20 protein-coding genes and 1 pseudogene are annotated in these 19,516 nt (G+C 66.1%); 13 read left to right on the top strand and 8 right to left on the bottom strand.

The genetic code is table 11. The features are described from left to right. From ACZYYX_RS24090 to ACZYYX_RS24075, 4 genes and pseudogenes are all read right to left on the bottom strand, one after another. Positions 1-266, bottom strand: a pseudogene (locus ACZYYX_RS24090) (4-hydroxy-2-oxovalerate aldolase); the annotation flags it as partial. Then, complete coding sequence (locus ACZYYX_RS24085) at positions 263-1,228, bottom strand: acetaldehyde dehydrogenase (acetylating) (RefSeq protein WP_463817156.1); 966 nt, start codon at positions 1,226-1,228, stop codon at positions 263-265. The pseudogene ACZYYX_RS24090 and the gene ACZYYX_RS24085, both read right to left, overlap by 4 nt. A 33-nt stretch (positions 1,229-1,261) precedes the next feature. Further along, complete coding sequence (locus ACZYYX_RS24080; RefSeq protein ID WP_463817223.1) at positions 1,262-2,056, bottom strand: 2-keto-4-pentenoate hydratase; 795 nt, start codon at positions 2,054-2,056, stop codon at positions 1,262-1,264. An 81-nt stretch (positions 2,057-2,137) separates the two neighbouring features. Further along, positions 2,138-2,974, bottom strand: a complete 837-nt coding sequence (locus ACZYYX_RS24075) for an alpha/beta fold hydrolase (protein WP_463817222.1) — start codon at positions 2,972-2,974, stop codon at positions 2,138-2,140. A gap of 293 nt (positions 2,975-3,267) precedes the next feature. Between ACZYYX_RS24075 and ACZYYX_RS24070 the strand changes: the two genes are divergently transcribed. The 8 genes from ACZYYX_RS24070 to ACZYYX_RS24035 are packed head-to-tail and all read left to right on the top strand — an operon-like array spanning position 3,268 to position 12,468. Further along, positions 3,268-4,038, top strand: coding sequence for an MlaE family ABC transporter permease (locus tag ACZYYX_RS24070; RefSeq protein ID WP_463817155.1), 771 nt, complete (start codon positions 3,268-3,270; stop codon positions 4,036-4,038). Positions 4,039-4,052: 14 nt separating this feature from the next. Continuing rightward, complete coding sequence (locus ACZYYX_RS24065; protein WP_463817153.1) at positions 4,053-4,898, top strand: ABC transporter permease; 846 nt, start codon at positions 4,053-4,055, stop codon at positions 4,896-4,898. A gap of 30 nt (positions 4,899-4,928) precedes the next feature. Beyond that, positions 4,929-6,095, top strand: coding sequence for an MCE family protein (locus ACZYYX_RS24060; RefSeq protein ID WP_463817151.1), 1,167 nt, complete (start codon positions 4,929-4,931; stop codon positions 6,093-6,095). Further along, positions 6,092-7,123, top strand: a complete 1,032-nt coding sequence (locus ACZYYX_RS24055; RefSeq protein ID WP_463817150.1) for an MCE family protein — start codon at positions 6,092-6,094, stop codon at positions 7,121-7,123. The genes ACZYYX_RS24060 and ACZYYX_RS24055 overlap by 4 nt, the downstream gene beginning before the upstream one ends. Continuing rightward, a complete protein-coding gene (locus ACZYYX_RS24050; RefSeq protein ID WP_463817149.1) occupies positions 7,123-8,205 on the top strand; it encodes an MCE family protein in 1,083 nt (360 codons plus the stop codon). Before ACZYYX_RS24055 ends, ACZYYX_RS24050 begins: the two co-directional genes overlap by 1 nt. Further along, positions 8,202-9,674 carry an MCE family protein gene (locus ACZYYX_RS24045; protein WP_463817147.1) on the top strand — a complete coding sequence of 491 codons (1,473 nt, stop codon included), beginning with the start codon at positions 8,202-8,204 and terminating at the stop codon, positions 9,672-9,674. Before ACZYYX_RS24050 ends, ACZYYX_RS24045 begins: the two co-directional genes overlap by 4 nt. Further along, the gene (locus ACZYYX_RS24040; RefSeq protein WP_463817145.1) at positions 9,671-10,924 is read left to right on the top strand and encodes an MCE family protein; all 1,254 of its coding nucleotides are present in this window, start codon (positions 9,671-9,673) and stop codon (positions 10,922-10,924) included. Before ACZYYX_RS24045 ends, ACZYYX_RS24040 begins: the two co-directional genes overlap by 4 nt. After that, complete coding sequence (locus ACZYYX_RS24035; protein WP_463817143.1) at positions 10,924-12,468, top strand: MCE family protein; 1,545 nt, start codon at positions 10,924-10,926, stop codon at positions 12,466-12,468. The genes ACZYYX_RS24040 and ACZYYX_RS24035 overlap by 1 nt, the downstream gene beginning before the upstream one ends. Positions 12,469-12,481: 13 nt before the next feature. Here ACZYYX_RS24035 and ACZYYX_RS24030 read toward each other — a convergent pair whose 3' ends face one another. Then, the gene (locus ACZYYX_RS24030) at positions 12,482-12,997 is read right to left on the bottom strand and encodes an Rv2253/PknI dimerization domain-containing protein (RefSeq protein WP_463817141.1); all 516 of its coding nucleotides are present in this window, start codon (positions 12,995-12,997) and stop codon (positions 12,482-12,484) included. Between the two features lie 107 nt (positions 12,998-13,104). Between ACZYYX_RS24030 and ACZYYX_RS24025 the strand changes: the two genes are divergently transcribed. The 5 genes from ACZYYX_RS24025 (at position 13,105) to ACZYYX_RS24005 (ending at position 16,309) form a co-directional block, all read left to right on the top strand. Next, complete coding sequence (locus ACZYYX_RS24025) at positions 13,105-13,491, top strand: hypothetical protein (RefSeq protein WP_463817221.1); 387 nt, start codon at positions 13,105-13,107, stop codon at positions 13,489-13,491. Between the two features lies 1 nt (position 13,492). Further along, complete coding sequence (locus tag ACZYYX_RS24020; RefSeq protein WP_463817139.1) at positions 13,493-13,924, top strand: hypothetical protein; 432 nt, start codon at positions 13,493-13,495, stop codon at positions 13,922-13,924. 104 nt (positions 13,925-14,028) lie between these two features. Further along, a complete protein-coding gene (locus ACZYYX_RS24015) occupies positions 14,029-14,727 on the top strand; it encodes a hypothetical protein (protein WP_463817137.1) in 699 nt (232 codons plus the stop codon). Next, the gene (locus tag ACZYYX_RS24010) at positions 14,724-15,317 is read left to right on the top strand and encodes a twin-arginine translocation pathway signal (RefSeq protein WP_463817136.1); all 594 of its coding nucleotides are present in this window, start codon (positions 14,724-14,726) and stop codon (positions 15,315-15,317) included. Before ACZYYX_RS24015 ends, ACZYYX_RS24010 begins: the two co-directional genes overlap by 4 nt. Positions 15,318-15,433: 116 nt before the next feature. Continuing rightward, positions 15,434-16,309 (top strand): enoyl-CoA hydratase, encoded by an 876-nt coding sequence (locus ACZYYX_RS24005; RefSeq protein WP_463817135.1) that lies wholly within the window; start codon positions 15,434-15,436, stop codon positions 16,307-16,309. A 9-nt stretch (positions 16,310-16,318) separates the two neighbouring features. On the opposite strand, the gene ACZYYX_RS24000 is transcribed toward ACZYYX_RS24005, so the two are convergent. The 3 genes from ACZYYX_RS24000 to ACZYYX_RS23990 form a co-directional block, all read right to left on the bottom strand. Beyond that, complete coding sequence (locus tag ACZYYX_RS24000; protein ID WP_463817134.1) at positions 16,319-16,750, bottom strand: hypothetical protein; 432 nt, start codon at positions 16,748-16,750, stop codon at positions 16,319-16,321. Positions 16,751-16,871: 121 nt separating this feature from the next. After that, positions 16,872-18,818: a YhgE/Pip family protein gene (locus ACZYYX_RS23995; protein WP_463817132.1), complete on the bottom strand. Its 1,947-nt coding sequence runs from the start codon at positions 18,816-18,818 to the stop codon at positions 16,872-16,874. A 2-nt stretch (positions 18,819-18,820) separates the two neighbouring features. Further along, positions 18,821-19,516, bottom strand: coding sequence for a hypothetical protein (locus ACZYYX_RS23990; RefSeq protein WP_463817130.1), 696 nt, complete (start codon positions 19,514-19,516; stop codon positions 18,821-18,823).

Here is a 19,516-nt window from a genome sequence, read left to right as displayed (position 1 = left end):
TTCGATTCCTTCGCGGTCTCGGCGGCCAGCTTGATCAGTTCCTGCTCGGGAGTCTTGGAGAACCCGTAGTTGAAGCTCGACCCGCCCAACCCGTCACCGTGGGTTACCTCGATCACCGGCACCCCCGCCGCATCCAAGGCCGCGACGATCGCCCCGACCTCGTCGAGGGTGAACTGGTGGCGCTTGTGATGGGAGCCGTCGCGCAGCGACGTGTCGGTCATCCGCACATCCCACATCGGATCGAAATAGATCTGCTCAGTGCTCATGCGTGACCTCCTGAGACTGTCTGCTCTTCGCGCAAGCGCTCATCGCGCGTAGCCGCCAAAGACTGAAGGACGCGATCCCTGACTATTTCGTTGCCCACCTTGGTGGCCGCGGCGGTCATGATGTCCAGATTTCCCGCATACGGCGGCAGGTAGTCCCCCGCACCCTCCACTTCGATGAAGGTGGTCACGACGTGGTTGCCGCCGTTGACCACCGACGGCTCGTCGAACTGCGGCTCGTTGAGCAACCGGTAGCCCGGCACATAGGTCTGCACCTCGGCCACCACGTCCTTGATCGACGCCGTGATCGCCGCGTGGTCGGCATCCTCGGGGATCGCGCAGAAAATGGTGTCGCGCATGATCATCGGCGGATCCGCCGGATTGAGAATGATGATCGCCTTACCCCGCGCCGCGCCACCGATGTGCTGCACACCCGCACTGGTGGTCTTGGTGAACTCGTCGATGTTGGCCCGGGTGCCCGGCCCCGCCGACGCCGAGGACACCGACGCCACGATCTCGGCATACGGCACCCCCACCACCCGCGACACCGCGTACACGATCGGGATCGTCGCCTGCCCCCCGCAGGTCACCATGTTCACGTTCGGCGCATCCAGATGCTCGCGCAGATTCGCCGGCGGAATCACCCCCGGCCCGATCGCGGCCGGCGTCAGATCGATGGCCCGGATACCGGCCTCGGCGTAACGCGGCGCCGCATCCCGGTGCACATAGGCGCTGGTCGCCTCGAACACCATGTCGGGCAGCTCCTCACGCGCGAGCAACCAGTCCACACCCTCGTGCGAGGTTTCCAGGCCCAGCGTGCGGGCCCGCGCCAAACCCTCACTCTCGGGGTCGATACCGATCATCCACCGCGGCTCCAACCACTCCGAACGCAGCAGCTTGTACAACAGGTCGGTACTGATGTTCCCCGACCCCACAATCGCCACGGTTGCCTTGCTACCAGCCATCGGGCTCACTCCTGACATCAAAAGTGCTCTTTCTCAGACGAATTCGACGAGAACTTCGCCGAGCCCGGTGAGTTCGGCTCGAAAATGGTCACCCTTGGCCACGTCGACGGCGCGTGTGCACGAGCCGGAGAGAACGACGTGCCCCGCTTCGAGCGTGACGGCGTATGCGGACAGGGTGCGCGCCAACCACGCCACGGCGTTGGCCGGGTGGCCGAGGGCCGCGCTGGTGGAGCCCTGGGTCACCAGGACGTCGCGTCCGCCGAAGCCCGAGTAGAGCGCCGCATCCACAGCGGCGAGATCGACCGCATCGGGCGCCGCGCGGTCAGGGCCCAGGACGAACTTGCCCGAGGATGCGTTGTCGGCGATCGTGTCGATGATGCCGATGCGCCAGTTGAGGATGCGGCTGTCGATGAGTTCGATTGCTGCGCTGACGTACTCGGTGGCGTTGAGGACATCCTCGGGGGTGCAGTCTGCGGGCAGGGCGGCGCCGAGGACGAACGCCACCTCTACTTCGATGCGGGGGTGGCACAGTGACGACAGGTCGACGACGGCGCCGTTCTCGACGACCATGTCCGTGAGCAGGTGTCCGAAATCGGGTTCGTCGACGCCCATCATCTGCTGCATCACCGGAGATGAGAGTCCGATTTTGTGCCCGCAGATCGTTACGCCTGCGGCGAGCCGTTCTGCGATGTTGGCGCGTTGAATCGCGTAGGCGTCGGCGACGTTTAGGTCAGGGTAGGCGTCGATCAGTGGGTCGACCGGCCTGCGCTGTTGCTCGGCCTGGCGCAGCATGCGTGCCGCGGCGTCGCGAGTCATGTTGTCCGGCATGAAAATCCCTTCGGGCGGTGCGGTCACTGTAGGAATACTGCCGCGAGAATCAGGTGTCGTGTTCCGCCCAGCGGACGTGTGCTAGGCCACCCGCTGCAGGAATCCGGTGACCACCGACTCGAAGGCGGCCTTCGCCTCGATCATCGCCCAGTGCCCGCAGCGGGGGAACACGTGCAATTCGGCGTCGGGGATCGTGCGCATCGGTATCAGTGCCATGTCCAGCGGGCTGACGCGGTCGTCGCGCCCCCAGGTGAGCAAGGTCGGCGCGGAGACCTTGTGCATGCGTGCCCAGGGTAGGGGCGCCTCGGACGACGCCATCGCGGCCATCATGGCCGAGAACGCGGCCTTGCCGTACATCCGACGTGCCGCGGCCAATGTCTCGGGATCGGTGGCCAGCGCCCAGCGCTCTTCGATCAGTTGCTCGGTGACCAGCGATTGGTCGTAGACCATCGAGTTGAGCCAGTCGACCAGACGCTGCCGGGTCGGGTTCTCGGTGAACTCCTGCAGCAACCGGATACCTTCGCTGGGTCCGGGGGAGAAGACGTTGGTGCCGATCCCACCGATGGTCACCAGGCGGCCCACTCGTTCAGGCGCCGTGATCGCGGTGTTGATACCCACCCCACCGCCCATGGAGTTGCCGACGATGTGCGCCCGCTCGATGCCCAATGCGTCGAGGAACGGGACAACAGTGCCCTGCGCGGTGACCATGGGATGCCCACCCCAGTCGTCGGACACGCCGAAACCGGGGAACTCCAGGACCAGGCACCGGAAGCGCTCGGCGAAGGTCGGCAGAACCCCGCGGAAGTTGCGCCACCCCGTCACCCCGGGCCCCGATCCGTGCAGGAACAACAGCACCGGTCCCTGGCCGACATCGTAATAGCGCAAAGGCCCCGCGCTCGTAGAGGTTTCATGCAGGATCTCGGACCCACCAGGGGAGTTCGGGACAGCAGTCTGTGACACGGCTCCTCATTTCGTCACGTCCGGATCGTCACGTCCGGATCGTCACCGCGAGCGTCACACGCACCGAGTGGCGGGCGCAACGCGTCGTTCCGTTGACCGGTGAGCCGCGTGGAAACAGAGCCCCGGACCCGTTCTCCCGATGGGCGGGACAGCCCATTTTCTGGCAGTCGAGAAGATGCGAGGGTTCCCCGAGTCAAGACGTGTCCCCGGTCACAGCGTCACATCGGGTGACACGCCGAATGGAGGAAGCGATGCCGCAGCGACATCTCGCCGTCCCGCTGCAGGGGGTCGGTGGATTGTTCGCCATGTCGGTCGATGCCGCCAAGTTCGTCGTGCGCGGACCATTCCAATGGCGGGAGTTTCTCGACCAGTCCTGGTTCGTGGCACGGGTATCCATGGCGCCCACGTTGTTGGTGGCGATCCCGTTCACCGTTCTGGTGTCATTCACGCTCAACATCCTGCTGCGCGAGCTGGGGGCGGCCGATCTGTCCGGAGCGGGTGCGGCGTTCGGCGCGGTCACCCAGGTCGGTCCGATGGTGACGGTGCTCATCGTCGCCGGCGCGGGCGCGACGGCGATGTGCGCGGATCTGGGATCGCGCACGATTCGCGAAGAGATCGATGCGATGGAAGTACTCGGTATCAACCCCGTGCAGCGGCTGGTCACGCCCCGAATGCTGGCCTCGGGGCTGGTCGCAATGCTGCTCAACAGCCTGGTCGTGATCATCGGCATCCTCGGCGGTTACCTGTTCTCCGTGTTCGTGCAGGACGTCAACCCGGGTGCATTCGCCGCAGGCATCACGCTGTTGACCGGCATTCCGGAAGTCGTCATCTCCTGTGTCAAAGCCGCGCTGTTCGGTCTCATCGCCGGAATGGTTGCCTGCTACCGCGGGCTGACCATCAGCGGCGGCGGTGCCAAAGCCGTCGGCAACGCCGTCAACGAGACCGTGGTCTACGCGTTCATGGCGCTGTTCGTTGTCAACGTCGTGGTCACCGCGATCGGCATCCAGATGACCAGCAAGTGACGGGCGGCACCACTGTGGCTATTCAATCGACCTACCCCCGCCTGGTGCGGGCAACGCGACAACCAGCGGCCATCGTCGGCGGCATCGGCGACCACGTCCTGTTCTACGGCAGAGCACTGCGTTCCGTGCCCTATGCGGCCGCCCACTACCGCAGCGAAGTCATCCGCCTGATCGCCGAGATCAGCATGGGTGCAGGAACATTGGCGATGATCGGCGGAACGGTGGTCATCGTCGGATTCCTGACACTGGCCACCGGCGGGGTGCTGGCGATCCAGGGGTACAGCTCGCTGGGCAACATCGGCATCGAAGCACTCACCGGCTTCCTTGCTGCCTTCATCAACGTGCGCATCTCTGCGCCCATCGTCGCCGGCATCGGCCTCGCCGCCACCTTCGGTGCGGGTGTCACTGCGCAATTGGGAGCGATGCGTATCAACGAAGAAATCGACGCTCTGGAATCGATGGGCATCCGGGCCGTCGAGTACCTGGTGAGCACCCGCATCGTCGCCGGCATGGTGGCCATCACGCCGCTGTACTCGATCGCGGTCATCCTGTCGTTTCTGGCCAGCCAGTTCACCACCGTGGTGCTGCTGGGGCAGTCCGGTGGTCTTTATGCCCACTACTTCACCACGTTCCTGAACCCGATCGATCTCCTGTGGTCGTTCCTCCAAGCGATACTCATGGCGTTGGCAATCCTGTTGGTGCACACCTACTTCGGGTACTTCGCCTCGGGAGGCCCCGCGGGGGTGGGGGTCGCCGTCGGCAACGCGGTACGCACATCGTTGATCGTCGTGGTCTCGATCACCTTGCTCACCTCGTTGGCCGTCTACGGCTCCAACGGCAACTTCAACCTCTCCGGTTAGCAGAAACCCTTGTCGAACAACGCTGCACGTATGTGGACGGGTGCCGTCGCGCTCGCCGTGATCGCCGCCGTCGTCGCCGGCGCCGTGGTGCTGTTCCGTGGCGGAGTCGCCCCGACGGCCTCGCTGACGGTCATCTCACCTCGCGCGGGACTAGTGATGAATCCGGAAGCCAAAGTGAAATGGCACGGCGCGCAAGTCGGCAAGGTCGTCACCATCGACGCGTTGCCCGACGGACAAGCCGCGATCCGGCTTGCGATGAATCCGCACGACCTCGGCCTGATTCCGGCCAACGCCACGGTGCAGATCGCCTCGAGCACGGTCTTCGGAGCGAAATTCATCGACCTGATCCCTCCTACGACACCGTCGGCCGACCCGATGCGCGCCGGCCAGGTGCTCGACGCCCGGCACGTCACTGTCGAGATCAACACCGTCTTCGAGCAGCTGGTGACAGTGCTCCGGGAAGTTCAACCCGAGAAGCTCAATGAAACCCTCGGCGCGCTGGCCCAAGCGTTCGGCGGCCGCGGTGACAAGGTCGGACAGACCATGACCGACTTCGACGACCTGTTGGCCACACTCGACCCCAGCCTGCCGGCGCTGCGGCATGAGCTGTCCGTCGCACCCGGTGTCCTCAACGCCTACGCCGACGCCGCGCCTGACCTCACGAAGACGGCGGCCAACGCGACCCAGCTCAGCGACACCCTCGTCGATCGTCAACAGGACCTCGACGCCCTGCTGATCAGCACGATAGGGCTGGCCGACATCGGCACCGACGTCATCGCCACCAACGGCGATTCGCTGGCCAGCACTTTGCGCCTGCTGGTGCCCACCACCACGTTGACCAACCGGTACAACCCCGCGTTGACGTGTGCGCTCAAAGGCGTCGAACCCCTGGCCATGGGTGCACCGCAGCCCCTCCCGGGAGTCATGCTGCTCGACTCTTTCCTGCTCGGCACCGAACGCTATCGATATCCCAGGAACCTGCCGAAGGTCGCCGCGACCGGCGGTCCGCAATGCATGAACCTGCCCAACGTCGGGTTCGGGGAACGTCCCCCGTTCGTGGTCACTGACATCGACGCCAACCCGGCGCAGTACGGAAACCAGGGAATTCTGTTGAACTCCGACGCCCTCAAGGAGGCGCTGTTCGGCCCGTTGGACGGCCCCCCTCGAAACACCGCCCAGATCGGCCAGCCCGGATGACCGGCCGCTACGGGACGGCGATCAAGTTCGGCGTGTTCGGCGTGACCATGTTGCTGCTGACGAGCGCCCTGTTCGTCATCATGGGACAGTTCCGCACCGGGTCCACCAACGGCTATTCCGCGGTGTTCGCCGATGCGTCCAGCCTCAAAGCCGGCGATTCGGTACGCGTCGCAGGACTTCGCGTCGGCACGGTCGACGACGTCGCGCTGCAGCCGGACAACACAGTGGTCGTACAGTTCGACGCCGACCGTGACGTCGCATTGACCACCTCCACCAAAGTCGCCGTGCGCTATCTCGATCTGGTCGGCAACCGGTATCTGGAGCTGCTCGACAGCCCCGGCTCGACCCGATTGCAACCGCCGGGTTCTCAGATCCCGCGGGAACGGACCGAGCCCGCGCTGGATCTCGACCTGCTGCTGGGCGGACTCAAACCCGTCATCCAGGGGCTCAACGCGCAGAATGTCAACACCCTGACCAACTCATTGATCCAGATCTTGCAAGGGCAGGGCGGCACCGTTCAATCCCTGCTGTCGCACACGTCGTCGTTCACCCAGGCGCTCGCCGACAACGGCCAGACCGTGCAGCAGCTCATCGACAACCTCAACACCGTGATGGCGACGGTGGCCGAGGATGGTGACCAGTTCGCCGGCGCGGTGCAGCGTCTGCAACAACTCGTCACCGGCCTGTCCGAGCAACGAGACCCCATCGGTGAGGCCATCACCGCACTCGACACCGGGACGGCGTCGCTCACCGATCTGATGGTCCAGGCACGTCCGCCGCTGTCGGGCACCGTCGATCAACTCACCCGGCTGGCTCCTCTGCTCGCCGACGACGAGGCGAAGGCCAAGTTGGACCTGTCGTTGCAGAAGGCGCCGGCGAACTACCGCAAGCTGGCGCGACTGGGCTCCTACGGCAGCTTCATCAATCAGTACCTGTGCGGGATGAACGTGCGCGTCACCGACCTCCAGGGTCGGACGGCCTACTTCCCCTGGATCACCCAGAACAACGGCCGTTGCGGGGAGCCCTGATGCTGAAGTACCGCGGATCCCAGCTCGTCCGTAGCGGACTCATCGGCGTGATCCTGATCGCCCTCGTCATCGCCGTGGGGTTGCAGCCCCAGGCTCTGTGGTCGTGGGCGACGGCGATCAAGTACCGCGCACTGTTCGCCGAAGCCGGCGGTCTCGCCCCAGGCAACGACGTCAAGGTGTCAGGCGTGACCAAGGGCTCCGTCACCGACGTGTCGCTCAGCCATGGCAAGGCGCTGGTGACCTTCACGCTCGACAGCGCGGTGCACCTCGGCGCCGAAACGACCGCCCACATCCGCACCGGAACCGTGCTGGGCGCCCGGATGCTCACCCTCGAACCCAGCGGTGCGGGCGGCTTGCGCGCCGCGGACACCATCCCGCTGAGCCACACGTCCTCGCCGTACTCGCTGACCGACGCCGTCAGCGACTTCACCGCCAACACCGCCGCGACGAATACCGGTGCGCTCAACCAGTCCTTGGACACGCTGTCGGACACCATCGACGCGATGGCGCCGCAGCTGGGTCCGACCTTCGACGGTTTGACTGAGTTGTCTCGAACGCTCAACGACCGCAACGGATCGTTGGCGAATCTGCTCAGGAACGCTGCAGACGTGACCGGAATCTTGGCCGAGCGCAGCCAACAGGTCAACACGTTGCTGCTCGACGCCAACACCCTGACCGAGGTGCTGGACCAACGCCGCTACTCGATCGTCACCCTGCTGGCCAATACCTCGGCGCTGGCGCAGCAGTTGTCCGGCCTGGTGCACGACAACGAAGAAGAACTCGCCCCAACGCTCAAGCAGCTCAACTCGGTGACCGAGATGCTCGAGCGCAACCGTGACAACATCGCCAACGCTCTCTCCGGATTGGCGAAGTACCAAGTCACACAGGGGGAGTCAGTCAACAACGGCTACTACTACAACGCATTCATCGGCAACCTGCTGCCGTCGCAGACGCTGCAGCCGTTCCTCGATTACGCGTTCGGATTCCGGCGTGGCACCAACGCCGGACAACCCCCCGACAACGCCGGACCGCGCGCGGAATTCCCCTGGCCCCGCAACGGCATTCCCGGAGGCAGCCGATGATCACCCGCCAACGTGCATCCATCGCCCGAGCCGCCCTGATCGTGCTGATCGTTCTCGGCGTGGCCGGGTCAGCGGTGCTGGTGCGGCAGAGCTTTTTCGGGCCGACGACAGTCACCGCCGACTTCAGTTCGGCCACCGCCATCTATCCCGGTGACGACGTGCGCGTCGCGGGGGTGAAAGTCGGCCGGATCACCAGTATCGAACCCGCCGGCGACCACGCCACACTGACGCTTGCCATCGACCACGGTGTCGCTGTCCCCGCCGGTGCGAAAGCCATCATCATGGCGCAGAATCTGGTTGCGGCCCGCTATGTTGCGCTCACCCCTGCGTACGAGGACAGCGGTCCCGTGATGTCGGACGGGGCCCGAATCGGGTTGGAGCGCACCGCCGTTCCGGTGGAATGGGACCAGGTCAAAGACCAGCTCATGCGGCTCGCATCAGACCTGGGACCTCTGGGCGGTGCATCAGCCACCTCGCTGAGCCGAGTCATCGACAGTGCTGCGGCCGCGATGGACGGCAACGGCGAGAAATTGCACCAAGCGCTCAGCCAGCTGGCCGGCGTCGGCCGGGTGCTCGCTGCGGGCAGCGGCAACATCGCCGACACCATCAAGAACCTGCAGGTCTTCGTCACCGCACTCAAGGACAGCAACACTCAGATCGTCGAGTTCCAGCATCGTCTGGCGAGCGTGACCAGCGTCATCGACGGCAGCCGCACCGACCTGGACGCGGCGCTGACCAACCTCGCCACCGCAGTGGGGGATGTCCGGCGTTTCATCGCCGGAAGCCGGGACCAGACGGTCGAACAGCTGCAGCGCCTGACCAACGTCACTCAGAATCTCGTCGACAACAAAGTCAAACTCGAAAACCTCCTGCACGTAGCGCCCAACGCAATCGCCAACGGGTACAACATCTACAACCCCGACAGCGGAACCGCCGTCGGCGCATTCGCCCTGTCGAACTTCGCCGATCCGGTGGCGGTGGTGTGTTCGGCCATCGCGGCGGTCAAGAACGCGACCGCCCCCGAGACCTCCAAACTGTGCGCCCAATATCTCGGGCCTGCTCTTTCGCTGATCAACTTCAACTACCTGCCGATGCCGTTCAACGCCTACCTGCGCAAGGCGCCCAGCCCTGAGAACCTGGTGTACACCGATCCGAACATCGCCCCCGGAGGTCCGGGCGGACGACCACAGCCCGTGTCCGCGCCGCCGGCGGTGTCGGCCTACACCGGTGCCGGTGACGTACCGCCTCCCGCCGGATGGGGCAGGCCTCCGGGCCCGCCGGGGGCGTACGCACCGAACCCCGCGGTGCCGGCGAACCCGTCCCCGGCACTGTTCCCCGGCGCTCCGATCCCGCCCGGCGTACCCGCGCCCGCGCCAGTCGGCGCGCCCGGGCGTTCTCTGCAAGACATGCTGCTGCCCGCCGAGGCTGCGCCGGCCCCGGCAGCACCGGCTCCCGGCGGCACGCCATGACCCTTCGACGATCCGTCCTGCGCCTCGCGGCGATCGGGGGCGCTTCGGTGCTGACCCTGACGGGATGCGCCTTCAACGGCCTCAACTCGTTGCCACTGCCCGGCACCGTCGGCCGGGGCGCTGACGCAACCACCTATCGCCTCGAACTGGCCAATGTGGGGACGCTGGAGGCGAATTCACCGGTGATGGTCAGCGATGTGATCGTCGGGAGTGTGTCCCGGATGACGGTGCGGAACTGGCATGCCGACGTCGAGATCTCCGTCAAGCCGGATGTCGTCATTCCTGCCAACGCCGTTGCGACAGTGGGCCAGACCAGCCTGCTGGGCTCCATGCATGTCGCCCTGGACCCGCCGCTCGGCCAGCAGGCATCCGGACGGCTCTTTCCGGGGGCGACGCTCCCGCTCGATCAGACCTCCACTTATCCGTCCACCGAACAAACCCTGTCGTCGCTGTCGGTTCTGGTCAACGGCGGCGGCTTGGGCAAGATCGGGGAATTGGTCAACGAGTTCAACGCTGCGCTCGATGGTCGCCAAGGCAAGATTCGCGACCTGCTCACCCGTCTCGACAACCTGGTGGGGGTGTTCGCCGACCAGCGCGACGACATCAACGCGTCCATCGCCGCGCTCAACCGCCTCTCGGGCACCCTGGCCGGTCAGCGCGACGTCATCACCCAAGCGTTGCAACGTGTTCCACCGGCGCTGGACGTCTTGATCAGGGAACGGCCTCGCATCACCACCGCGCTGGACAAGCTCGGGCACTTCAGCGACACCGCCACCACGGTGATCACCGCCACCCGCGACGACCTGGTCACCAACCTGCGCAACCTCGAACCCACGGTGCGCGCGCTGGCCGACGTGGGACCCAATCTGGCCACGGATCTGGCCTTCGTGCCGACCTACCCGTATCCGCAGAACTTCATCGACCGCGCCATCCGCGGTGACTACATGAACATCTTCATCACTTTCGACTTCACGATTCCCCGGTTGAAGCGGGGCCTGTTCCTGGGCACCCGGTGGGGTCAGGAAGGCGCGCCGCTGGTGCCCGCACCCGGAGATCCCTGGTATGCCAACTACACCAAGGATCCGATCAACATGCCGATCACACCCGCGCCGAAAAACATCTCGACGATGCCACCGTTGATCGATCCGCCGGCAGAAGGCGCCGACGCATCGTCGGGTGCCGAATCCGCGCCCGCTGCATCGGCCGGGCCTGACACCGCGCCTGTCATTCCGACCGCAGGAGGCAGCTAGTGCTCACCCGCCTGATTCGTACCCAGCTGATCCTGTTCGCGGTCGCCTCGGTCATCGGGTTGACGGTGATGGCGGTGACGTACCTGCAGGCGCCCACCCTGCTGGGCATCGGCCGCATGACCGTCACTCTGCAACTGCCCGGAACCGGTGGCCTGTACCGGTTTTCGAATGTCACCTACCGCGGCGTCCAGGTCGGCAAGGTGACCGATGTGCGACCCACCAGAGACGGTGCCGAGGCCACGTTGTCCTTGGACACCTCACCGAAGATCCCGGCCGATCTGCACGCCGCGGTCCTCAGCGTCTCGGCGGTCGGCGAGCAGTACGTGGACCTGCAGCCTCGCTCCGATGTGGGCCCCTCTCTGCGCGACGGATCGGTGATCGCGATGGCCGACACGTCGATCCCGCAGGCGGTCGGACCGATGCTCGATCAGATCAGCGCGCTGATCGGCAGTGTCCCCAAAGACAAGATCAGCCCACTGATGGACGAGACCTTCACCGCCTTCAACGGAACCGGGCCCGACGTCGGATCACTGCTGGACTCGTCGTCACGGTTGATCGGAGACGCCAACGCCCACGCCGATGAGGCCAGAGCGCTCATCGACGACAGCGCACCGCTGCTCGACGGCCAGGCCGAATCCGCGGACGCCATCCGCACGTGGGCCCGTAGCCTCGCCGGCATCACCGGGCAGGTGGCCGCCAACGACCCCCAGGTACGTACCCTGCTGTCCACCGGACCCGGCGCAGCCGACGAGGCGTCCCGCTTGTTCAACGACGTCAAGCCCACGCTGCCGATCCTGCTGGCTAACCTGACCACCCTCGGCCAGGTCGGTGTCACCTACCAACCGGCCCTGGAGCAACTCTTGGTGCTGCTGCCGCCCGTGGTCGCCTCCACCCAGGCCTACGGTGCGCCGAAGAACAACCCCACCGGCATGTCGCTGGGTGACTTCAGCCTGACCATCGGGGATCCTCCGGCCTGCACGGTGGGATTCCTTCCGCCCTCGGCATGGCGGTCACCCGAGGACACCAGCGACATCGACACCCCCGACGGCCTGTACTGCAAGCTCCCGCAGGACTCGCCCATCGGAGTGCGCGGCGCCCGCAACTACCCCTGTATGGGTAACCCGGGCAAGCGTGCACCCACCGTCGAGATCTGTGACAGCGACAAGCCCTACGAGCCTCTGGCCATGCGGCAGCATGCTCTGGGCCCGTATCCGATCGACCCCAATCTGTTGGCCCAGGGCGTCCCGCCGGACTCCCGCGTCGACCACGACGGTGCGATCCACGGGCCGGTGGAAGGCACCCCGCCCGCACCAGCCGCGCCACCGCAGGAGGCGCCGGCCCCCGCGAGTGCGCCGGCCCCGGGGGATGCGACGGTCGCGCCAAGCGCATACCGCCCCAACGGTTCCGGCGGTCCCTCGGTGGCGATCGCCACCTACGACCCGCGGACCGGTCAATACGCCACCCCCGACGGTCAGGTGTACCGGCAGGCCGATCTGGTTCCGCACGCCGGCGGACGCAGCTGGAAGGATCTCTTCCCGAGCTGAGAAGCCCAGTGATTCAGTCGACTTTGACGAGCTTGAAGGGCATCGTCGTGAACACCACTTTGCTGCTGCCGCACGATCCACTGACCCCGGTCGTCGAGTCCTCACCCATCAGGGTGGTCGAGGTCGGATCGGTCCCGCTGCCATCAGCGGTCGCAGGGTAGAAGCGGAACACCTGAAGCCCGGGGCCGGCGCTGCCGTCGGGACACGGTTGCCACCGATCGACGATCTTCTTCACATACCAGACCCCACTCTTCTGGTAGATCGGTGCGTCCCAACCGAAGTCGCTGTGCACCGTGCCGGTGCACTCGCCGGGATAGCTGCACGACGTGGTGATCGACCACGTACTGCGGGTGCTGGCCTCGTCCTTGAACACGTCGTAGGTCTTCGCCCACTCGCCGTTGGACGTGGCGACGTAGGTGCCGTTCAGGCCCCACTGCGGGGATGCCGCGGCAACGAGGCCTGGCTGGCCGGCCACTGCCGCCGCGGCGGACATCACCCCCAGCGCAACAGACGTCTTCGACAACCGCATGGCTCGCTCCTCACGTCGCCGCACACTTTCCCTGTTCCGGCGCCCTGTGGCCGCACACCTCCCACCCAGTGGGCGATGCGATGGCGCCTCGCGCCCGCGGTGGCACAGTGTCGGGCGTGCACTTCCGGGCGATCGCGACCACGGCGCTGCTCGTCGCGGGTCTCGCCCTTCCGGGAACGGTCCACGCCGCACCCCAGGAATGCAACGACCCGTCCTGCGTACCCGGCATCACCGGCGGCGTGGTTCTCGGTTCGCCGTGCGCCGACACCGCACACTTCGTGTTCGGCACGACATCGTGGGGGAGGTTGGTGTTCTGCGGCTCGCCGCGCCGCTACGCCCCCCGCTATTTCCGGTCGCCGCCCCTGCAGGGCGTCCGTGACGAGAATTCGTCGTGCGAGGGTGCGATGAACACTGTCGCCCAGGCGCCCGACGGGTTGTTCCTGTCCTGCATAGCTGTCGACGGGGCCGCCCGCTGGGTTCGCGGAGACACCTGAGATGACGAGGCGTGTGAAGAACGGCGTGGCCGGGTGCGTGCTGGTCGCCGGTGCCCTGTGCATGCCCCAGACTCCGACGGCACGTGCCGACGACGGGGCGCCGCTGCACCGCGTGACCTACACCGTCACCACCGACCGTCCCGTCGATGTCGACATCTATTACCGCGACACGGATCCCCCGACATGGGCCGACTACAGCCATGACCCATACCGCTTCAGCCCGCGTGACGATGTCCAGCTCGAGCCGGGCGCCCCGTGGGTCCACGAGGCCATGCTGGCCGACCCCGGTCGGTGGGCCATGGTCGCAGTGACCGCGGCCGGGCCGCCTTCGCCGGCCCCCACCACCCTGCGCTGTCAGATGACGGTCGACGGTGTCGACGTCGATCACGGCGAGGGGCAACGCGGGGCGTTGTGCTCGATGCGGCACTGGTGACCGCTGGGTGGGAACCTTCGGTGACCGGCAGTCGTCCAGCCGTTTACCGTGTGGCAGCAGTCACAGTGCTGCTGATCGACGTTCGACGTATCTGGAGGTAGGCCATGCGGCTGATGAGCCGCGTCGAGAAGACGACCGCGACGGACGAACTGTCCCTGGCGGGGCAGGCGGAAGCCGAGGCCGTCGAGGCTGAAGCCCGCGCCGAGCAGGCCCGCGCCCGCGCCGACGAACTGCGCCGCAAGGCTGGCCTGCAGTCCGCTGATGACGCCGACACGTCGGAACCACCCGATTCTGTCGTCGGCCGGCGCAGACGGTGGCGGCCCACCACGACGGGGCTGGTTTCCGGCGTCGCCCTCCTGGCCGGGGTCGCCCTCCTGGCAGCGAGTGGGTATCTGCTGTGGGAACACCATCTCGAGCAGCAGGAGCAGCAACGTCGGGCGGCCTTCGCGGCCGCCGCGTCGCAGGCGGTCGTCACCTTGATGTCCATCGACAGCTCGAGAGCAGAAGACAACGTGCGCCAGATCCTCGACAACTCCACGGGGCAGTTCCACGACGACTTCCAATCCGAAGCACGGGATTTCGTGAAGACCGCGCAGGCGTCCAAGTCGGTGACGAAGGCCGACGCACAGGTGGTTGCCGTCGAATCGATGACTCCGACCACCGCAACCGTGCTCGTCACGGCCGCGACGACCGTCAGCAATTCCGCTGGCGCCGAACAACAACCACGCAACTGGCGCCTCAGCGTGGACATGGTCGACGACGGCCACCAGATGAAACTGGCGAAAGTGGAGTTCGTGCCGTGACCGCCAGCATCGACGAAGACGCTTCCACCGCTACTGCGACGCCCGAGGATGGGATCGAGAGCCCGCAGACCCCGGAAGTGGACACCGCGACGACCTGGACGCGATCGCTGGCGGCTCGATGGCGGTTGCTCGCCACCGTTGGCTTTCTCGTGATCTGCCTCGCGGTGACTGCCGTGGTCTACCTCGGGCCCCATCGCGGCGACCGCGAAACGGCCGCTGCAGCGCGAGAGGCACTGGCCGCCGCGCAGCAGGGGGCCGTGGCGTTGTTGTCCTATGCGCCCGACAGTTTGGACAAAGATCTGGCGACTGCGCGGTCTCACCTCACCGGCGATTTCCTCACCTACTACAGCCAGTTCGCTGATCAGATCCTCGTACCTGCTGCCAAGCAGAAGGATGTCCACGCCAGCGCGACCGTGGTGCGCTCGGCCGTGATGGATGCCCGTCCCGACAGCGCGCACGTGCTGCTGTTCATCAACCAATCGACGACCAGCCGCGACAATCCGAGCTCGGCCCAGGCGGCGAGCAGCGTGAAGGTCGGGCTCGCCAAGGTTGACGGCACCTGGCGCATCTCCTCGTTCGACCCGGCCTGACGTCCGCCTCCGGCATGTGACCGGCTCAACTCCCGATGAGTGGAAGCCGTTCTGCTGCAGAGCCTTCGCACCACGCACCCTTGGCTCGACGACAACGAAGCGGAAGCGGGGTCACTGTGGCGACATCTGGAGACGACTCGGCAGGCCGCTCCGAAGAAAACGTGGTGACGTACCGGGCCGACGGTCGAGTTGCGGTGGTGACGATGAACCGGCCCCGGTACCGCAATGCGCAGAACTCGGCCATGACCTACGCGTTGGACGCGGCGTTTCGACGCGCGGTCGACGACGACGGCATCGGCGTGATCGTTCTCGCCGGCAACGGTGACCACTTCAGTGCCGGACACGACATCGGAACCCCGGGCCGCGATCACCACGTGTCCTACGACAACCACGCCGTGCTGTGGTGGGACCACGTCGGAAAGGACGGCGGCGACCAACGCTATGCCCGCGAGATGGAGGTCTATCTCGGAATGTGTCGCCGCTGGCGCGACATCCCAAAACCGATGATCGCCATGGTGCACGGTGCATGCATCGCCGGCGGCCTCATGCTGGCCTGGGTCTGCGACGCCATCATCGCCGCGGACGACGCGTTCTTCGCCGATCCCGTTGTCCGGATGGGCATTCCCGGTGTCGAGTACTTCGCCCACCCCTGGATCCTCGGTCCGCGATTCGCCAAGGAAGTCCTGTTCACCGCCGACCGGTTCACCGCCCAACGAGCATACGAGGTGGGTATGGTCAATCGCGTGGTGCCGCGGGACGCACTCGAGGCGACGGCGCTCGAGTTCGCCGAGCGCATCGCGCAGATGCCCGCCTTCGGTCTGGCGCTGGCGAAACGGGCCGTCAACCAGTGTGAAGACCAGATGGGTCTGCGCAACGGTATGGACTCGGTTTTCGGGTTGCACCACTTCGCCCATGCGCACAATGCCGAGACGGGCACGGGGTCACTCGGGGGGATGGACGCCAAGACCATGGCAGTCAGGGCCGACAGGTAGTGGTCGCTGCTACATGAGCGACAGGGAGAACGGATAGGTCAGTGTCCCCGGCTTGCCGTCGCACCCGGCATCGAAAGAGGACGTGAGTACACCGACGCGGGTGGTGGCGTCCCAGGTGTAGACGTCGTGGGTGGGGATCGTCGTTCCGTAATACACATTGCCGCAGCGCAATCCGTCCGGGACATCCACCGCCAGGGTGTAGCGGCCATCCTTCAGCCACGCGTCACCGGCGTAGGGGAAGGCCCTCGCGACGGGCTGGGGAATTGCCTGGACGAAGACGCAGTCACCGTCGCAGCTCGCCAACACCCAGATCCACGTGTGGAAGTCGTATCTGCCGTCGAGCCGCAGTTCGAAGTTGCCGTGTGGAGTGTCGGCCACTGCGAGAGGTGGCCCGAGCGCCGAAGCGCAGATCGCGAGCAGGATCAACAACACGGCTTTCATGTCGCCCTTCCCTGACGTCTGCCTGTGAACCACACGGTTGCAGACGGTGGCGGCGATGACGAAACGGCCGCCCGGTGAGCGGGAGGTTCCGACGACTGTCGGGCATCGCTCGCTCGGTTCCCTACATCTTGACGAGCGGCACCAGGCGGGTGAGGTTCCACAACTGGTTGCGCCGCGCCGCCAGTGAGGTCAGCAGTATCGATCCCAGCCACACCGCGACCATGAAGATCAGCGCCTGCCAGAGCCTACCGTCGATTCCGCCGAGGATCAGCTGCCGAAGCCCGTTGACGCCGTAGGCCATCGGGTCGAACTTGTGCAGGGTCTGGAACGGCGCGGTGGTGGTCTCGACGGGGTAGAGCCCGCCCGCGCTGACCAGCTGCACCATCAGCAGCATCATCAGGAGCACCTTGCCCAGCACCGGGCCGAGCCAGGCGCTGATCGCCTGGGCCACCGCGATGAAGGCGCATGACGTGAGGATCATGAAGCCCAGCATCGCGACGGGATGTTCCGCGTGGACGTGTAGAGCGAAGCGCACAACGCTATACAGGATGATCGCCTGGGGGATTCCGATCAGGACTGCGGGCAGATAACTGGCCAAGGTCACCCGGAGCGGCGCGATCTCCGCGGCGAGCGCCCGGTTCTGCAGCGGACGGAACGCCATCCACACCAGCATGGCACCGAAGAACAGTGCGAGCGTGAGGAAAAACGGCGCCATGCCGGTACCGAAGTTCGGCGCCGAGTTCTCATGCGAGCTCGTCAGCTGCACAGGTCCGCCGATCGTATCGGCGATGGCGTCCTTCTGCTGGGGTGTCCAGTCGGGAACGCGCTGCGCGCCCTCGGTCAGCTTGGTCGCCAGCTCATGAGAACCGGAAGTCAGCTGTGCGGTACCGGATTTCAACTGCTGGGCGCCGTCATCGAGTGTGGTGATCCCTGCGCTCAATTGGGCGTTGCCGGACGCAACCTGCTGGGCGCCGTCGCGCAATTGAGTGAGTTTTGCGCTGAGTTCCTTGCTCGTGCTGGAGATGTCGGAGAGCGCAGACCCCACTGGGCCGCCCGAGTCTGCGATGGCGCGGGCCTTGGTGAGCTTGGCCTGGATGTCTGCGGTCCGCTGGTGGGCGAGCAGTTGATCGCGGGTCTCCCGAAGTTTCCCGGTCGCGATCACCGACACCGGATCCTGGTTGGCAGAGAGGCTGTCGATGACCGATGTCAGCGACTGGGCGGCGGTGTCCTGCGCTGCGGTGATGGTGGCGATCTCGTCGGACGCCTCGGTCAGCGCAGACGAGCTGTCCTGGACCTGCCCGTCGAGTTGATCGCTCGTCGTGCCGACCGACGCGACCAGGTTGGTGATCTTCAGTAGGGGATCTGTGGCGGTGTCGATACCGTCGGACAGTTTGCGGGACCCGGCCGCCAGTTCCGCCGACCCGTTGCGGGCGGCATCGAGGCCGGCCACCAATCGACCCGCGCCAGTGTCGAGTTGCGCTGCGCCGTCGGCGAGTTGGTTCGCTCCGTCGGCCGCCTGCTTGATACCTGTCCCCGAGGTGGTGATCACCGACAGCACCTGGTTAACCGCCTGCCCCGAGATCTTGGTCGACACGGCGCCCAGGACCTGTTCCACTGCAGTGCGGCCGATGCTCGACGAGATGTAGTTGTTGGCGTCGTTGTACTCGGCGATCAGCTGCGCCTTGCGGGGGTTACCCGTGGTGGGCGACGCGATGGCCTCGCTGAAGTCCGGTGGCAGCTCCAGCATGAAGTAGTACTTGCCGTGTGTGACCCCGTCGCGCGCCTCGGCATCGTCGACCAAGTGCCAGTCCAGGCTCTTGTCGTCGTTGAGGCGGTCGGCAATCTCGGCGCCGACGTTAATCTTCTGACCGGACACCTCCGTGCCGCGGTCCGAATTCACCAGCGCCACAGGCAATTTGTCCACATGGCCGAACGGATCCCAGTATGCCCACAGATACAGCGCGCCGTAGGTCAACGGCATCAGCATCAGGACGACGACGGCGATCCGCGTCATCCGGTTGCGGGCGAAGCGTGTGATCTCCGACCCGAGGGCAAGTCCGCCCATCATCTTCAGTCCTTCCCCATGTTCGGGATGTGCACGTCGTGCTCGGGAGCCTCATCGCCGAGCGAGTTCGTCACGCCCACGACCACCAGGCGGGAGCCGGCGATGGCGCCGAGGCGTTGCGCGGCCTGCACCCGCCGCTCGCTGTCGCGGACCTGTTCGAGGTCGCCCACCACCAGCACCGGCCGATCGGACTGCAGCGCCAGAGCGATCTGCAGCAGGAACATCTCCAGATCGCCCAGGTCTCCGATGTAGTCGGTAGGCGCCGGGCGGCGCAGATCCCCGAAGACCTCGGACAGGACGTCGCGGCCCGAATCGTCAACCGACCGGCGGAACAGGGGAGCGAGCCAGCGACGCTGCTCGGCGACGACTGTCCCCACGGTGACGGCGTCGTCCAGATCGTCGATGTCGGCGAAGGCGGCGATCGCGCAGTGCCGGCGTATCGCCCGCGGCGCCGTGTCGCCGAACACCTCCACGGTGCCGGCGCTCGGCTTGAGCCGACCGGCCAGCGTGAGCAAGAGCGCTTTCTGGCTGTGGCCGCCGGGCATGTGCACCGCGTGCAGGCCGCGATCGAGATCCAGATCCACGTCGCTGAACAGCGGGCCGTGCTCACCGTCGAACGTCAACCCGCGCGCCACGATGACCGCCTCACTGGCGGTCCCGGGACGCGTCTGCGGATCGCTCGCCGCAGTGTGTCGGCTCAT

Source organism: Mycobacterium sp. IDUB_1, from assembly GCF_055419625.1.
Note: the sequence above shows the minus strand (reverse complement) of the source record. Positions and strands in the feature narration are given on the sequence as shown.

Excerpts from the sequence above, each read along its gene's own strand:
- ACZYYX_RS24085 (WP_463817156.1), bottom strand. The coding sequence starts at position 1,228 with ATGGCTGGTAGCAAGGCAACCGTGGCGATTGTGGGGTCGGGGAACATC.
- ACZYYX_RS24080 (WP_463817223.1), bottom strand. The coding sequence starts at position 2,056 with ATGCCGGACAACATGACTCGCGACGCCGCGGCACGCATGCTGCGCCAG.
- ACZYYX_RS24070 (WP_463817155.1), top strand. The coding sequence starts at position 3,268 with ATGCCGCAGCGACATCTCGCCGTCCCGCTGCAGGGGGTCGGTGGATTG.
- ACZYYX_RS24060 (WP_463817151.1), top strand. The coding sequence starts at position 4,929 with ATGTGGACGGGTGCCGTCGCGCTCGCCGTGATCGCCGCCGTCGTCGCC.
- ACZYYX_RS24055 (WP_463817150.1), top strand. The coding sequence starts at position 6,092 with ATGACCGGCCGCTACGGGACGGCGATCAAGTTCGGCGTGTTCGGCGTG.
- ACZYYX_RS24050 (WP_463817149.1), top strand. The coding sequence starts at position 7,123 with ATGCTGAAGTACCGCGGATCCCAGCTCGTCCGTAGCGGACTCATCGGC.
- ACZYYX_RS24045 (WP_463817147.1), top strand. The coding sequence starts at position 8,202 with ATGATCACCCGCCAACGTGCATCCATCGCCCGAGCCGCCCTGATCGTG.
- ACZYYX_RS24040 (WP_463817145.1), top strand. The coding sequence starts at position 9,671 with ATGACCCTTCGACGATCCGTCCTGCGCCTCGCGGCGATCGGGGGCGCT.
- ACZYYX_RS24030 (WP_463817141.1), bottom strand. The coding sequence starts at position 12,997 with ATGCGGTTGTCGAAGACGTCTGTTGCGCTGGGGGTGATGTCCGCCGCG.
- ACZYYX_RS24020 (WP_463817139.1), top strand. The coding sequence starts at position 13,493 with ATGACGAGGCGTGTGAAGAACGGCGTGGCCGGGTGCGTGCTGGTCGCC.
- ACZYYX_RS24015 (WP_463817137.1), top strand. The coding sequence starts at position 14,029 with ATGCGGCTGATGAGCCGCGTCGAGAAGACGACCGCGACGGACGAACTG.
- ACZYYX_RS24000 (WP_463817134.1), bottom strand. The coding sequence starts at position 16,750 with ATGAAAGCCGTGTTGTTGATCCTGCTCGCGATCTGCGCTTCGGCGCTC.
- ACZYYX_RS23995 (WP_463817132.1), bottom strand. The coding sequence starts at position 18,818 with ATGATGGGCGGACTTGCCCTCGGGTCGGAGATCACACGCTTCGCCCGC.
- ACZYYX_RS23990 (WP_463817130.1), bottom strand. The coding sequence starts at position 19,516 with ATGAGCCGACACACTGCGGCGAGCGATCCGCAGACGCGTCCCGGGACC.